Origin of the sequence: Paenibacillus crassostreae (assembly GCF_001857945.1) — a bacterium.
In the GTDB taxonomy this organism is placed as follows: domain Bacteria; phylum Bacillota; class Bacilli; order Paenibacillales; family Paenibacillaceae; genus Paenibacillus_AQ; species Paenibacillus_AQ crassostreae.
The window spans coordinates 874,707-889,233 of sequence record NZ_CP017770.1 but is presented as its reverse complement, the minus strand read 5'-3'; the positions used below and the strand labels follow the sequence as shown (position 1 = coordinate 889,233).

The following is a 14,527-nucleotide window of genomic DNA, read 5'->3' as shown; positions in this document are numbered from 1 at the left end:
TAGATTCTTAAACAGCTTTGCCCGACAACTAAATAAACCTATCAACATTGAAGATAGGTTTATTTCATCTCCAAAGCCAAGCCCCTCACATATTTTCCAATCCTAACGCTGATCTCAGCGCGCATGAAATCTCGGGTCATGATGAATTGATTCTCATAGCCGCGGCAAGTGTAACGGTACGTGAGTTCTGAGTCATTCTTACTATCTTCGTATACACGGATAGTTTGTTCATGAAGGGCTTTTTTTGATTTGTTGACATCCTCCCGTATATGTTTAGCCAGTACTTTCGCTGCGGTGGAATACAACAATTTCAGCATTTGCGGTGATCTTTCAACCTCTAGGATTTTCTTCTCAACAATGTGGAGTGCGACAGGAAGCAGAACATATTCCCGCATCAGCTCGAGTTCCCTTCTTGTTGGAGGTTCTTTTGACGGTGGAGAGATGTCTTTCTGCACGGATATGAACAAGGATTGCTCTTTATGCTGTGGAAGCATCATGCGGCTGGACTCCCATAGACCGTTTCCTTCTAATTTTTTACTCATTTATAATGACCTCCGATTTTGTGCGATCGTTCTATTGCTTGGCCTGAAGGTGTTAATGATGATGCTCTGATGATCGCGGCACTACCATAACGGTCTTTGATGATATCAGTGGCTTTGTCTAACGCTCGAGTTTTGATCTGATCATCAAACAGAGTCAGCTGATATTCTTGATCGGATACAAAATTGCTAAGGGTTAGACCAATTCGCCTTACCGGAAGTGTGTTCCAGTATCGGTAAAAAAGTGTCTTAGCTGCTTCATAGACGATGTTCGTATTATTGGTAGGATCAGGCATCTTCATTTGTCGTGAGAAGCCTGTAGGATCTTCATAAGGACTACACATGCAACTCACTGAAATAACGGAACCCATATATCCTTTGCGGCGACAGTCGCGACATACTTCTTCTGTGAGTTCAAGCAGTATGGTATTCACTTGATCGATCTCAGTATAATCGCTAGGGAGGGTGATCATATGTCCGACGGATTTGGGTGCTGTGTTAAATGTACCTGGTGTAACAGGAGAGTCATCCAATCCGTTAGCTGTTCTCCACATGACTTCGGCTTGAATGTCACTTTGTTTACCGAATCGGGCTCGAAATCGTTCTTTTAATCGAGGTAAGGGGGTTCTAGCGATATCCCCGATGGTATGCATCCCGAGACGTGCGAAGTGAGCTGTCATGCGGGATCCTACACCGAACATTTTGTTTACAGATTGCGGCCATAATAAGGTCTCAATCTCGGACTTAGGTAAGGTGAAGATGCCATTCTCGTTCTTTTTCGCCCAAATATCCGTTGCAATCTTGGACAGTACTTTATTCGAGCTAATACCTATCCGCACTTTTACTCCTGTCTGTTGGAGAACCTTACGCTGTATGGATTGAGCTATCGTAATTGGATCTCCGAACATCCGTAGACTCCCTGTGACATCAAGAAATTGTTCATCAATGGAGAAAATCTCAACGAGATCAGTATACCCTTGGTAAATTTGTGTGATCATGAGTGAGATATCAATATAATGTTGCATTCTGGGTCGCATGACAACTAGATCCGGACATTTATTCAAGGCTTCACCCAGCCGTTCGGCTGACGTTACTCCGTAGCTCTTGGCTATAGGACAGGCTGCTAGAATAATACCTGAGCGACGTGCGGGATCCCCGGCCACCGCTACGGGTCTATCCTTGTATTGGGGATGATCCGCTTTTTCTACACTAGCGTAGAAGCTCTGGCAATCTGCTAGAAATATGATCCGTTCACCTTTGCCACGCATGTCAACCGCCTCCGTGTAAGTTCTTAAGCATGGTGATGAGTTCTGCTCTAACTAAACTTCTCAACATATTGAAATGATGGATATAACCACGAACTTTATATTCAACTTCAATGCCAAGTCGATTCATGTCCGTGTTCAAAATAGTAATCTGACGTTGCTTCATTCTGTGCTTGAGGTTGTGCAGTACAGGATATATAGATTGTTCAACATCCCTCAGGTGATAAATCACGTAATTGTAGATGACTTGATCTTTATAGACTGTTAGATTATCAATATCCCTGGCCAACATATCGAGTAATATAGGCAGCAGAGTGTACTCCTTGATGATCCGAATATCTTCTTCTGTTTCTATGCTTGGATAAATACTCATCATTCACACCACCAAAATGGGAACGTACATTCTATTTTTATTATATACCGAACATGTGTTCTTTATGCAAGTGTATTTTTTGGAAGTTACATTCGTGTAAAATTGAATTTTTGGATAGCATCATTTTTCTGTTATAATAAAAATTATGTGACCCATAAGGTTGGTTGGGATTTTCAATAAAGCAAGGGGGGGACAGAAATGATTCTACATAAAGGAGAGATTTTGTTCCGTCAAGGAGATACCGGGGAATATCTATATCATATTAAAAGTGGGCTATTCAAAGTGACCAGACTGCATGAGAATGGAAATATGGTACTGTTTAATATTCTATATTCGGGCGAAACGGTTCCGCATCACTCTCTTATTACTCCTAAGGAAATGCATGGTACAGCTATCGCATTGATGCGTAGCGAGGTAGAGGTTATACCTGCATCGGAATGGTATCGTCAACTGCAGGAGGAACCGGGGAAGCCTTTGGAAATAGCATTATTACTGCAGGCGAAGTTACGGTTTATGCAGCAGCGACTGGATCATCTGACGGTTGGTACGCCTGCGGAGCGCTTGGAACTGCTCACAGAATGGTTACATGATTTCTCACATGGTGTGGATGTGACAGAGCTGTTGACACAAGAGGAGATCGGGCAACTGATTGGGGTTCGGAGAGAAACGGTAAATCGTTTATTGAGATTGAAATAGGGCATGATATTATATCTAAAAAAGGGTCTAATCTACAAGTATGTTACAGCTTGTGGAATAGACCTATTAATTTATTTATCCAACTCGTTGAGATGGGCGATTCTTTGTTATTCTGTCAAGCTACCTGCAGGACCAAAGAATTCGAAATGGATTCTTTCTTCAGGTACTTTCCATTCTAGTAGTGCTTTATATATAGCTTTCATAAAAGGGGTAGGACCACAGAAATAGAAATCCGCGTTAGGATCAGCGATCTTTTGTAGCCATGGTAGATCAATGTAACCTGGTTTGTCGTAAGTATCCCCTTCGTTTGGTGATTCATAACATACGTAGGTTGTCAGTTGAGATTGGGATTGAACTAAATCCTCAACTAATCCTTTTAAAGCATGTAGTTTTCCGTTGATGGCAGCATGAATATATGTGACTTTACGTTCTGGCTGTTCAGACGCTAACGTCTCGAGCATACTTACTAATGGAGTAAGTCCGACTCCACCACTAATTAGAACGACCGGAATATCAATACTTTGATCTAAGGTGAATTCTCCAGCAGGAGCGCTTACTTCTAAGACGGTACCAACATCAACGGATTTATGTAGGTACGTAGATACGACCCCTGCAGGCTTGTTATCAGCCTCATCTTCGCGTTTAACAGTGATGCGGTAGTAAGGTTGTCCGGGTGCAGTGGATAGGCTATAGTGTCGAATGTGAGTGTACTTCTCACCTTCAGGTTTAACACGTAGAGTGATATACTGTCCTGGTAAGTAAGAGGATATAGCGCCACCGTCTTGAGGAGAAAGGTAGAAGGAAGTAATAAATTCACTTTCCTTAACTTTTTGATTCACGACAAAATTTCTAAATCCAGCCCAGCCTCCAGAAGCCTCTGCAGCTTCACGATACTTCTCTACTTCAACACTGATGAAGGCATCTGCAATAACTCCATAGGCTTCACCCCAAGCATCGATGATTTCTGGCGTTGCAGCATCACCAAGCACCTGTTGAATAGCGGCTAATAGCGTCTCACCAACAATAGGATAATGTTCAGGTAATACTCCTAATGCACGGTGTTTCTCGGCAATTTGTTTCACGACAGGCAGAATATTGGATAGTTGATCAATATTAACTGCTGCAGCGAGTACAGCGTTAGATAGAGCAGTCTGTTGTTTGCCTTGACGTTGGTTAGCATGATTAAATATATTTAGTAGCTCTGGATGATTCTCAAATAACATGCCATAGAAAGTGGTAGTGATCGTCGTTCCATGAACTTGCAATACGGGGACGGTTGATTTAATAATCTCAATAGTACGTTGATCTAACATTGATACATACCCTCTTTCCTACAATTAGTTACTGTCTACTTATAAATCGTATAGAATTCGGGTTAGCAAAAGTGTGTTCTTGGTCACACGAAAAGTTGATAAAATGTGAACGCGGGAAAATTGCAATGATATTAATCACAATTATTTGTAAAAAGATGATGAAATATGTCTTGAATAAAAAGGAATAACACGATGTCTTTATAAGAGTATCGTGTTATTCCTTATATAAGAATCAAATTCATAATCGCAATTGATTCAATATTATTTTCATTTGTATTAGGATAGTTGTCTACTTAATGTGACATTGCTGGTTCCTCACCCGTATCTAATCCATCCGCGGTAACCCTTAGAATTCCTGAGGCACCTTTAGTAGCATCGTTGAACTGATGAGTTACAATAGGATAATCGCCTTCTTCATTCACGACTACCTCTATGACTGCACCACCACTAGCCGGAAGCATAACGGTTTGTAGACCATAAAGCATATTCTTCGGATTGCCATCCGTATATACTCGATCCATGATTGTGCCTACGATGTGGAAGGAGGATACTCTGTTGGGTCCTACATTATTAATATATATGCGGACTCGATCGCCCACTTTAGCTAATAAAGGATGCTCTTTAAGTGTAAAGTCATCTCCGTTAAATACGACGTATTCAGGAGAACCATCCAAAAAGGCATTGAAATCATGTTCAGCATACCACTCACTTTGTACTATAGTATATTCGCGATCCACTTCGGAATCCGTTGGATAACCGTCTTTGGGTTCAACGATAATAACGCCATACATACCATTGGCGATATGTTCTAATACGGGAGCTGTACCACAATGGTACATGAATACCCCAGGTCTGTTAGCTGCGTAAGTGAATGATCTGTGTTCGAGGGGCATGATATCCACAAAATTCTTACTAGGAGAAGTCTCAACAGCATGAAAGTCCATCGAATGTGGCATATTGGGATCCATGTTGTTTAGTGTGAAATGGAGCGTATCTCCTTGTTTCACCCGAATGACGGGGCCAGGGACAGTACCGTTAAATGTCCAGGCATTATAGAACACACCAGTGGATATTTCTACATTTGTTACTTGAGCAGTCATTTCGATATGAACGGTATTGCCTTCTCGCAGAATAACAGGCTCAACTGGAGGCTGATTCAGTGTTTCTAAGGCTGATTCGAGTTCTTCTTCGATTAAAGGGATAGGATTGGCGTAGAATCCAGATAGGATAATAACAAATCCGAGTATAACAACTAAGTATAACTTCCAGTTGAACATGGTAAACAGCCTCCAATCTGAGATGATTCATTACTGCATATATCCAAGATCCTCTTTTGCTTCGTCAGACATGAGATGTGGGGACCAAGCAGGTTCCCATACAACTTTAACATCAACAGATAGAACCTCAGGTAATGTATCGAGTGCTCTTCGCACACCACCGACAATCGTATCATGCATAGGGCAGCCTGGGGTAGTTAGTGTCATGACGATTGTTACGTTTCCGTCCACGAACTGAATATCGTAAACAAGTCCAAGGTCGACAATGTTAACTCCAAGTTCCGGGTCATATACCTCTTTGAGACATTCCGTTATCATTTCCATTGTATTCCCTCCAGTTTGTTTTATTTAGCAAATACATATCCGATCATACTTATATAGAAGAGCGAACTTAGAGCAAGTATACTTCCACCTACAGATGTAATCATGGGTTGATTCCAGCCCAGACCTACCAATAATATAAATAATGAGCTGGCGATGACAGACAATGTGATACGAACATGACGATCATCGATCAGATCAGACATGGTCGGCATTTTTCCTTTACCTATTTTAGGCCCGTATTTATGTGTCCACCACAGAAACGGAACTATTTTAGATAAATAAGAGAGAATCGTGAGTCCAATCCATCCCCATAAGTATAGCCAGCCTAGGATCACGATCATTCGCGATTGTACGATCAGTTCAGGAATGAAAGGGATAAGGATGACAAGTATAATTCCAATGATAGTCATACAATGAGCTATGGAATAAGACCAAAGTATACCTACTCCAGGATTTGGTTTGTGACGATGTTTAACCATCTGAGACAGATGATAAGAATAAGTGATCATTGCTAATACAATGAGTAGTAATCCTGTCCATTTGAGCCATCCAGGCCCATTGAATAAAAAAGATGACGCACCTACAAGTACACCTGCATTCCATAGTACAATCACTACTTTTTGTAATCTCACTGGGTATCCATGGGATAGGTAGAACATCGGAAGCATTTTGTAACTGAGGCCTGTGATGAGCATTCCGAACCAACCAATCGCAGCTAGGCAGATATGAGCACCAAGTAATCTCTCGTGGAAGTCACCCCATTGTTGGAAATAGAAGTTTAACCCCATGAGCATACCTGCGGTCCCCCCGAGAACGAGGTAGACCACAGAACAAGCCACACTGATCGTTATGGGGTCCCATTTGTTAGCACGAATAAGGGTGGTAGCTATGTTGAAAGCAAATAGAAGAATGCCGATGAAAGCAAGAGTGGCGAACGTAGCGATCATCATGACCTGCATCGTTTGAAAGCCAATGAGTAAACCTGCCGTTCCAATTGCAAAAAAACAATAATGAACATAGCCGAGTTTTTTGCTGAATAAGCCGTGGTTCTGCAGTACAACAGGAACAAGCTGATACACAGCACCCATTGCAATCATCGTTGCCCATCCGAGTACAAGCAGATGAATACGAGACCATCCGGTAGGATACCTAGGTTGATCGCCTAAGACAGTCAGCCATGTAGCAAAATCAAATAAAGAAAATAGTTGAAATAAAGCGAAACTAACGAGTCCCGTGAAAATGAACAGAAACGGCAGGCGAAACATGGGCGTACACCACCTTACTTTTTGTGAATATGAATTCTTGCTGATCCATCAGGCTGTTCTTCAACTTCGTAACTATAGCCTAAGGTATTAAGCTCTTCGATTAGAAATACGGGTACACGGTCGTTATGAATAATAACCTCATCCCCTGGGAGTGCTTCTTCAAGTTTCTTCAAAGTACGAATCATGGGTTGTGGAGGTTCTAATCCACGATTATCTAACTCGTAGATTTGCGAAGGAGACGATTCAGCCAAACGTTCCTGTTCATCATGCGATTCCTCTTTAATTTGATATTCCGCTAAGTCTTCCAGATGATGTTCACTATTCTTGTGAATGAATGTGCTGATCCAATGATCGGATTCTATTTTTTCAACTTTATGAGCATAGCCCTTGGTTTTCATTAATCCATAAAGGGGCGTAGGTTTGAAAGTAGCATGTAGAATAAAGATATCATCTTTATTTAGTTCGTTTACCGTATCCATGATGATCTTAAATGGCTCCATTTTTTTGCGTAAATAAGGTCGAACATCTAGTTCTACTGTCTGTCCTGTACGTTCCATGCTTGCACCTCCTAAAAGTTTTGTAGCGTTACTCCTTGATGATACTTCGCAAAACTAGCATCGGAAGCGTAAACTAAGTTTTGTAGCGTTACTTTTTATGTTTTACTCCTCGATTGCAACCGGATGAAATTGTTTAGCTTGCTCGTATAGAGCAGCCATTCCACCATATAATGCATAGAAGAAGGAATCCGGCGCATCCAGTGAGAAAGAATTATATTGTTTAGGGTCGATATCTAACATGTATTCAAATAAGGTTGCACTATCATAAGCGTAGAAACAGAAATACGTATACTCAAAAACAGGCATTTTCTCATAAATTGTTATGATGTCAAAAGCATAGAGGGGGATATCCCTAGATGCTTCTGTTACCATCTTGATAGCATCTTTTAAGCTGACACCAATTTTGATAGTTTGTTTATCTACGATTGTAATTTCAGCCACAAGAATCCACTCCTAAAATTTGCTGATTTTGACTTGGAACATGTCTGGTCCCTGTTCAAGGTATTCCCAAGTGAATTCATTAGGATGCATGGATTCGAATTGGAAACGTAATGGAACTGGATCATGATCGTTGACTAACAACATTGCCTCTGAAGGCTTAAGTTGATTATAAGTTTGGAAAATGACCTTATGTTTTAGTTGCGGTGGATACTCGGTAGCGTTGACAGTGACAGTTATATTACTCATAATTGAATTCCTCCTGAGAATTATTATCATTACAAGCCCCATTATAAGTGATGTAGAGATGAATATTGTGATTATAATCACAATTCTGGAAATAGGATTGATTTACGATACATGTATAATAATCGCTGATATTGGAGTAGTCGAAAACTCAAGATGTATATACTCAAAAACTTTTAGGAGGAATAGTATATGAAAAAATGGATAAATCTGACGCTTATCATGAGTGTTTGTATTATAATGTTAACGGCTTGTGGGCAAGAAACAGCAGAGAATAATTCAGATGGAACTACTACTAGTGGTGATGTGAAAGAATTCGTGATTGAGGCTACTTCATTTGAATTTGATGTGAAGGAAATCAAAGTGAAGCAGGGAGATACGGTAAAGATAACATTGAAGAATAAGAAAGGTTATCATGGGATCACAGTGGAAGGGTATAATAAGCAGGTACGTCCAAATCGCTCGATTTCATTTGTAGCGAATAAAAAAGGTGAGTTTGAGTATAAATGTTCTGCTTACTGTGGTGCTGGTCATAATAAGATGGTAGGAAAATTGATTGTAACGTAGCTGTTTTATTGGGATGAATTGATTACTAATCACCGCTACAACGGACAGGATGACAAAGAAAATAGTTGCTATTGTAAAATTAATTGTTCAGAAATGCCCTTGATGGTGATATACTAATAGTAGAACACATCCAAAAAGAGAAAGGATCAGGATACCATGTGTCCCCGAAGGAACATTCCCCAAAGGACGATCTGGAAACGTTATGATCTCTCATACACTTAGCTTGCTTCGTAGAGACAAAGTCGGGTATTAATGACAACCTCTGCGAAAGAAGGAAGCTAAGTATGCGAAGGACAATGTCCTCAAGGTTTTCTCCTCGTAGAAAAAGGTTGTCTCACTTATGACCACAATCTACGATAAAGAGGGAAACTTGTATGAGGAAAAGAGAACAACTAATTTCTATGTTGCCGCAAGTCGCTATAATGCTATTAGGAACACTATTAATGGCTTTTGCTTATTATCACATTAATTTTCAGAATCATTTAACCGAGGGTGGATTTGTTGGTCTTGCGTTATTGGGTAAATACGTATTAGGTCTACCACCAGCAATAAGTATGCTTGCATTGGATATCCCTGTATTGTTGATTGCGTTATTCTTGAAGGGTCGTAAGTTCCTTGTGAATACGATAATCGCTACAACATCCTTTTCAATCTTCTATGCTTTATTTGAACGTTACTCATTGATCGTTATTGATTTGCAGAATAATTTATTTATTGCAGCGCTTCTATCCGGGTTGTTGACGGGATTTGCTACTGGTCTTGTATTACGTTTCGGTGGAGCAAGTGGTGGGGATGATATATTGTCACTTCTTGTAAGTCGTTGGACTGGACTGAAGTTAGGTACTGTATTCTTCTTATTTGATGCTATCGTTTTATTACTTTCATTATTCTATATGCCGTTAAGAGAGACATTGTATACCATTCTCGCTGTAAGTATTGCGGGAAGAATGATTACTTTGACTACAACTTCCGGTAGAAAGAGTCCAGTAACCAAACGTAAGTTAGCGAAAGAGACTTTATCTACATCGGTTAATTCGACAACTGTTCCTGTAATGCACAATGCACGTTAATAGTAAGGCACGGCAGAATCCCTTGACGCACAGCATCATGATGTATAGGGTTGCGGTGTCTAAGCAAAAAAAACCACGAAGTTCGTATCATGAACTTTGTGGTTTTTTGCTATTTAGTACTAAAGCCGTGTTGCACCCTCAAGTGATGGAACACGGCAACGTAAGCTACATTATTGTCTTACTGAAACAGTACGCGATACTCCGCATAACCTTCTTCTTCAAGTTTCTCAAAAGATATAAAACGAAGTGCAGCAGAGTTAATACAATATCGTAGACCGGTAGGATCTGGTCCATCGTTGAATACATGACCTAGATGGGAATCGGCTTCTTTACTGCGTACTTCAGTACGAATCATGAAATGGCTGGAATCCGTTTTCTCTCTAACCGTATATTCACGTAGGGGACGAGTGAAGCTTGGCCAGCCACATCCTGAGTCAAATTTATCTAGAGAACTGAATAAAGCTTCACCAGATACGATATCAACATATATCCCTGAGCCATGATGATCCCAGAATTCGTTCTGGAATGGAGGCTCTGTTCCATTCTCCTGTGTTACTGCATATTGAATTGGTGATAAACGTTGCTTCAATTCATGTTTATCTACTGGTGTTGCCCAGTGAGTCTCGATGTAGTCTTCACGTCCTGAGCCCTTGCGATAGCGTTTATAATGACCTGGATTTTTCTTATGATATCCTTGATGATATTCTTCAGCCTCGTAGAACTGGCTAGCTGGCAGAATTGGTGTGACAATAGGTTGATCAAAACGCTGACTGAGCTCTAGGTCTAGTTTAGATTGCTCTGCTTTCACATGTTGCTCTTCATTATGATAGAAGATGGCTGTACCATAAGAGCTACCTCTGTCGTGGAATTGACCACCTGCATCGGTGGGATCAATCTGTTGCCAGAAAAGCTCTAGCAATTTATCGTATGGGAAGACATTCGGATCATAAGTAATTTGCACGGCTTCGACATGCCCTGTTGTATGTGTACATACTTCTTCGTATGTTGGGTTAACTGTATGTCCACCCGTATAGCCAGATACTACTTTGATAATGCCTGGAAGCTCTTCGAATGGGCTTACCATGCACCAGAAGCATCCACCTGCAAAAGTAGCCTTCTCATATATGTTTGATTCAAGATTGCTCATGAGCTCACTCCATTTCTTTGACTGTAAATGATATAAGTCACTTTTAACTATTATAGTTCATTTATAACCTAGAACCAAGCAACAAGAGGATAGTCTTCATATTCGAGTTAGTTCAGTCTTTTCTGTGTGACTCTTCTATAGATAAGTAGGACAATACCGATCAATAAGAGATAACCCAACAGTGCGATGAGGGAAATAAGAGGATGGTCCATAACATTTCCGCCCAAATAAGCGTATAGGAGAATAGCTGGAATTTTACCGAGTCCTGAAGCGAGGGTATATGTCCATAGGGATATGGAGGCGACTCCAGCAAATATATTCACGACCATTTGAGGAAGAATAGGTAGAAGACGGGCAACGATAATGGCTATAAAGGGATGTGTCTCAGTCAATGTGGTAAAAGAATGAATAGACCTCCGCCGACTTAGATATCGTCTTCCTTGTTCACGAAAAGCGTATCTCACAATGGCATAGATTATGACTGCGGCAAGTGTGGTTCCAATCCAGGCGATTAAAGTTGCTGATACGGTACCATAGGCATAGCCCAGAGCAGCAATGACTATTTTATAAGGAAGAATGGGGAATAAGGCTAACAACGTAGCGATCAATATCAATAGAGTTAGAGAGTGAACACTATTTAAATACTCCCAAATGGCCGATTTATAAATAAAGGCTACCCCCAACACGAGTACATAGAGTAATGGTAGTAATAATTTCTTCATAGAACATCCTTTCTTGAAATATAAGACATTAGTATAAGTTTTACACTATACTTTATGTCTTATATTTCTCGCTTAAACACTTACCGTCCTTATAAGGACGCCGAAGGCGTTTATGCTTGATTGAACAACACTTGGATATGTTTCTATATATCATACCAAACTTTGTTATACTATAGAAAAAGTACGAGGGTACTTTATCTTGGTATGGAAAGGTTGACACGAATGGACGAAGAATACAGAAGAGCAGCAGAGTTGTCCCTAGAAGAACAGATCAAGGAGAGTTATCGTCAAGATGAAGATATGATGATCCTTGTTTTTGCTCAATGGTGCATTAACAATAATCTTGACCCTGTGGCATTATATAATGAGGCATACCCACATCAAGAACATAATGAGCGATTGAATAAAGTGATAGAGCTAACGGTATCCAAAGATGAAGCTGGCGATATACCTGACGATACGGTGCTAGGAGTGCTATCTCTATTCGGGAATGATGATCTTGCATTTATAGTGACCGAAGCGATTAACAAAAGAGTCTGAAATACATCTTTCTAAATTAGGAACAACCGTTGGGATTTACTCCAATGGTTGTTCTTGTTGCTTAACACCTTAACACTACTTCAGTTGTTCTCGATTAGCGATGCGGAATTGCTTAGGAGACATACCGAATCGAGCTTTGAACACACGGTGGAAATAGGTGTAATTCGCAAATCCAGAAGTTTCGGCTACATGCTCTAGAGACATGGGGCTGAATATAATACGTTCTCTTGCCATGTCAAGCTTTACGTCAAGCGTATATTGCATGATACTAGTACCAAAAGTTTGCTTAAATAAGTGAACGGCACGTGAGATACTAATCCCCACATGCGTGGCAACGTCTTCCAATTTGAACATATATGAAGCATTTTCTTCAATATAAAGTTTAATTTGATAGGCCAAATAGGTTTTCTGTGTAGTCTTTGGCTGTTCTTTCAGTAGACGATCTACTTCTAGGCATAGAATCTTCATATAGTATTCTGAAATCTCGGGATAGGGATTCTCCATTCGACGTTGCTCGAGTACGATCTGTCGAAATAAGTTTAGAAAACTCTCATGAAGAGGAAAATTCATACGTGTAGGTCGAGATTCAGATTTCCACCAGTTATCGATCCATGGTCCTCTAAAGAAGATATGGTAATCGCCACTCTCAATCATAGATTCACCGAGGGGATTGATTTCATAATCGATTTTTAGTTCGTAGGGATCATCTGGAGAATATAGTAATAAATCACCGGTTTCAATCATTCCAAGTTTACCATCATATCGAGCACGGCATCTTCCATCTGTCTGTAGCCGCATTAAGTAGCTGCTTACACCATCTAATTGCGAAGTATAGAATGGCTTTTTATGGAAGGAGAAGCCTGCTAAATGAACTTGACAAGAATTCTCGTGTGTCATTTCTAGCACTCCTTTAATATAAAATTTAAATAATGACCAGATTGTTCATGTTTGAATCATATTATTCATTTTAATATAAAGTAATTCGGAATACCATGTAATTAGATTGTGAATGTCACATCTGTATTTGCGCAAAAGGAGTGACAGTAAATGGAAAAGGTAAAGGTAGGTATTATTGGATGTGGTAATATAAGTGCCATATACCTGGAGAATTTAAAGCGTGATCCTATGATAGAAGTTGTTGCTTGTGCAGATTTGGTCCAGGATCGTGCGAAGGAGCGGGCACAAGAGTATGGAGTTGCAAGCGTATACAGTGTGGAAGAAATGCTGGCTCGTCCAGAGATTGAACTTATTATTAACTTAACTCTTCCAGCAACGCATGCTGCTATTGATGAAGCTGTGTTGAAAGCTGGGAAACATGTTTATGGAGAGAAGCCTTTGGCTATTTCTTTAGAAGATGGTAGACGAGTATTAGATCTAGCTGAAGATAGAGGATTGCGTGTTGGTTCGGCTCCAGATACATTTCTCGGCTCGGGAATCCAGACAGCGAAGCAGGCCATTGCTAATGGACTTATTGGGAAACCGATCTCTGCTACATGTTTTCTGATGGGAGGAGGACCTGAGTCATGGCATCCATCTCCTGAATTCTTCTATGAAGTTGGTGGAGGTCCAATGTTTGATATGGGACCGTATTATTTAACAGCGTTAGTTACCTTGCTTGGGCCGATCTATCGGATCAGTGCTTCTGCTGGAATACAAATATTTACAAGAGTCATTGGTTCTGGACCGAAGAAGGATACTATGATTCCGGTTCAAACGCCAACACACTTCTCTGGAACGCTTGACTTCGAGGAGGGTGCGATAGCCACAATGATTATGAGTTTTGATATTCCTGGAGGTTCAGCTCTACCTTGTCTGGAAATTTACGGAACTGAGGGGACACTAGCCATCCCAGATCCTAATTTCTTTGATGGTGATGTGAAATTACGTCGTAGAGGTGAGGAGCAATGGGAAATACTAACTCCTATATTTAAAAGTGCTCATAATGAACGTGGCATCGGTGTTCGCGACATGGCGGAATCCATTCACGCAGGACGAGATCATCAAGCGAGTGGAAGATTAGCCTACCATGTGCTTGAAGCGATGTATGCCTTCGAGAAATCATCTACGGAAGGTAAGCATATTATTCTAGAAAGCACTTACCAATATGGACAACAACATGTAATGGCTACCGAAGTTGTGTGAAACCAATGAATATTTTGCAAGTTAAAGCTAAGAACTAAAAATAAAT

18 protein-coding genes are annotated in these 14,527 nt (G+C 40.5%); 5 read left to right on the top strand and 13 right to left on the bottom strand.

What is annotated here, in order from left to right:
* Positions 1-59: 59 nt before the first annotated feature.
* The 3 genes from LPB68_RS04340 to LPB68_RS04330 are packed head-to-tail and all read right to left on the bottom strand — an operon-like array spanning position 60 to position 2,180.
* Positions 60-542 carry a YhjD family protein gene (locus tag LPB68_RS04340; RefSeq protein ID WP_068657540.1) on the bottom strand — a complete coding sequence of 161 codons (483 nt, stop codon included), beginning with the start codon at positions 540-542 and terminating at the stop codon, positions 60-62.
* Positions 539-1,807: a DNA polymerase IV gene (locus tag LPB68_RS04335; RefSeq protein ID WP_068657542.1), complete on the bottom strand. Its 1,269-nt coding sequence runs from the start codon at positions 1,805-1,807 to the stop codon at positions 539-541. Before LPB68_RS04335 ends, LPB68_RS04340 begins: the two co-directional genes overlap by 4 nt.
* A 1-nt stretch (position 1,808) precedes the next feature.
* The gene (locus tag LPB68_RS04330; protein WP_157756186.1) at positions 1,809-2,180 is read right to left on the bottom strand and encodes a YhjD family protein; all 372 of its coding nucleotides are present in this window, start codon (positions 2,178-2,180) and stop codon (positions 1,809-1,811) included.
* A gap of 195 nt (positions 2,181-2,375) precedes the next feature.
* Between LPB68_RS04330 and LPB68_RS04325 the strand changes: the two genes are divergently transcribed.
* Positions 2,376-2,873 carry a Crp/Fnr family transcriptional regulator gene (locus tag LPB68_RS04325; protein WP_068657545.1) on the top strand — a complete coding sequence of 166 codons (498 nt, stop codon included), beginning with the start codon at positions 2,376-2,378 and terminating at the stop codon, positions 2,871-2,873.
* A 107-nt stretch (positions 2,874-2,980) separates the two neighbouring features.
* Here the strand turns inward: LPB68_RS04325 and hmpA are convergent, their stop codons facing one another.
* The 7 genes from hmpA to LPB68_RS04290 all read right to left on the bottom strand — a co-directional run bounded on the left by hmpA (position 2,981) and on the right by LPB68_RS04290 (position 8,296).
* A complete protein-coding gene (hmpA, locus tag LPB68_RS04320) occupies positions 2,981-4,186 on the bottom strand; it encodes an NO-inducible flavohemoprotein (protein ID WP_068657547.1) in 1,206 nt (401 codons plus the stop codon).
* Positions 4,187-4,479: 293 nt separating this feature from the next.
* Positions 4,480-5,463 (bottom strand): multicopper oxidase domain-containing protein, encoded by a 984-nt coding sequence (locus tag LPB68_RS04315; RefSeq protein WP_068657549.1) that lies wholly within the window; start codon positions 5,461-5,463, stop codon positions 4,480-4,482.
* Positions 5,464-5,493: 30 nt separating this feature from the next.
* Positions 5,494-5,787, bottom strand: coding sequence for a metal-sulfur cluster assembly factor (locus LPB68_RS04310; protein WP_068657551.1), 294 nt, complete (start codon positions 5,785-5,787; stop codon positions 5,494-5,496).
* 20 nt (positions 5,788-5,807) lie between these two features.
* A complete protein-coding gene (locus tag LPB68_RS04305; RefSeq protein ID WP_068657553.1) occupies positions 5,808-7,052 on the bottom strand; it encodes a hypothetical protein in 1,245 nt (414 codons plus the stop codon).
* A 14-nt stretch (positions 7,053-7,066) separates the two neighbouring features.
* Positions 7,067-7,609 (bottom strand): DUF2249 domain-containing protein, encoded by a 543-nt coding sequence (locus tag LPB68_RS04300; RefSeq protein WP_068657555.1) that lies wholly within the window; start codon positions 7,607-7,609, stop codon positions 7,067-7,069.
* A gap of 102 nt (positions 7,610-7,711) precedes the next feature.
* Positions 7,712-8,050, bottom strand: a complete 339-nt coding sequence (locus tag LPB68_RS04295; RefSeq protein WP_068657557.1) for a hypothetical protein — start codon at positions 8,048-8,050, stop codon at positions 7,712-7,714.
* Between the two features lie 12 nt (positions 8,051-8,062).
* Entirely contained in the window at positions 8,063-8,296 is a 234-nt protein-coding gene (locus LPB68_RS04290) for a DUF2249 domain-containing protein (protein ID WP_068657558.1), read from the bottom strand.
* Between the two features lie 189 nt (positions 8,297-8,485).
* Here LPB68_RS04290 and LPB68_RS04285 point away from each other — a divergent pair, with 189 nt between their 5' ends.
* Together LPB68_RS04285 and LPB68_RS04280 are read left to right on the top strand one after the other, a co-directional pair.
* Entirely contained in the window at positions 8,486-8,860 is a 375-nt protein-coding gene (locus tag LPB68_RS04285; protein ID WP_068657561.1) for a cupredoxin domain-containing protein, read from the top strand.
* Positions 8,861-9,234: 374 nt separating this feature from the next.
* Positions 9,235-9,930 (top strand): YitT family protein, encoded by a 696-nt coding sequence (locus LPB68_RS04280; protein WP_068657562.1) that lies wholly within the window; start codon positions 9,235-9,237, stop codon positions 9,928-9,930.
* Positions 9,931-10,108: 178 nt separating this feature from the next.
* On the opposite strand, the gene msrB is transcribed toward LPB68_RS04280, so the two are convergent.
* Both msrB and LPB68_RS04270 read right to left on the bottom strand, forming a co-directional pair.
* A complete protein-coding gene (gene msrB / locus LPB68_RS04275; RefSeq protein WP_068657564.1) occupies positions 10,109-11,077 on the bottom strand; it encodes a peptide-methionine (R)-S-oxide reductase MsrB in 969 nt (322 codons plus the stop codon).
* Positions 11,078-11,184: 107 nt separating this feature from the next.
* The gene (locus LPB68_RS04270) at positions 11,185-11,799 is read right to left on the bottom strand and encodes a TVP38/TMEM64 family protein (protein ID WP_068657566.1); all 615 of its coding nucleotides are present in this window, start codon (positions 11,797-11,799) and stop codon (positions 11,185-11,187) included.
* 222 nt (positions 11,800-12,021) lie between these two features.
* On the opposite strand from LPB68_RS04270, the gene LPB68_RS04265 reads away from it, so the two are divergent.
* Complete coding sequence (locus tag LPB68_RS04265; RefSeq protein WP_068657568.1) at positions 12,022-12,339, top strand: hypothetical protein; 318 nt, start codon at positions 12,022-12,024, stop codon at positions 12,337-12,339.
* A gap of 75 nt (positions 12,340-12,414) precedes the next feature.
* Here the strand turns inward: LPB68_RS04265 and LPB68_RS04260 are convergent, their stop codons facing one another.
* Positions 12,415-13,236, bottom strand: coding sequence for an AraC family transcriptional regulator (locus tag LPB68_RS04260; protein ID WP_068657570.1), 822 nt, complete (start codon positions 13,234-13,236; stop codon positions 12,415-12,417).
* Between the two features lie 150 nt (positions 13,237-13,386).
* Here LPB68_RS04260 and LPB68_RS04255 point away from each other — a divergent pair, with 150 nt between their 5' ends.
* A complete protein-coding gene (locus LPB68_RS04255) occupies positions 13,387-14,481 on the top strand; it encodes a Gfo/Idh/MocA family protein (protein ID WP_068657572.1) in 1,095 nt (364 codons plus the stop codon).
* Positions 14,482-14,527: the final 46 nt, after the last annotated feature.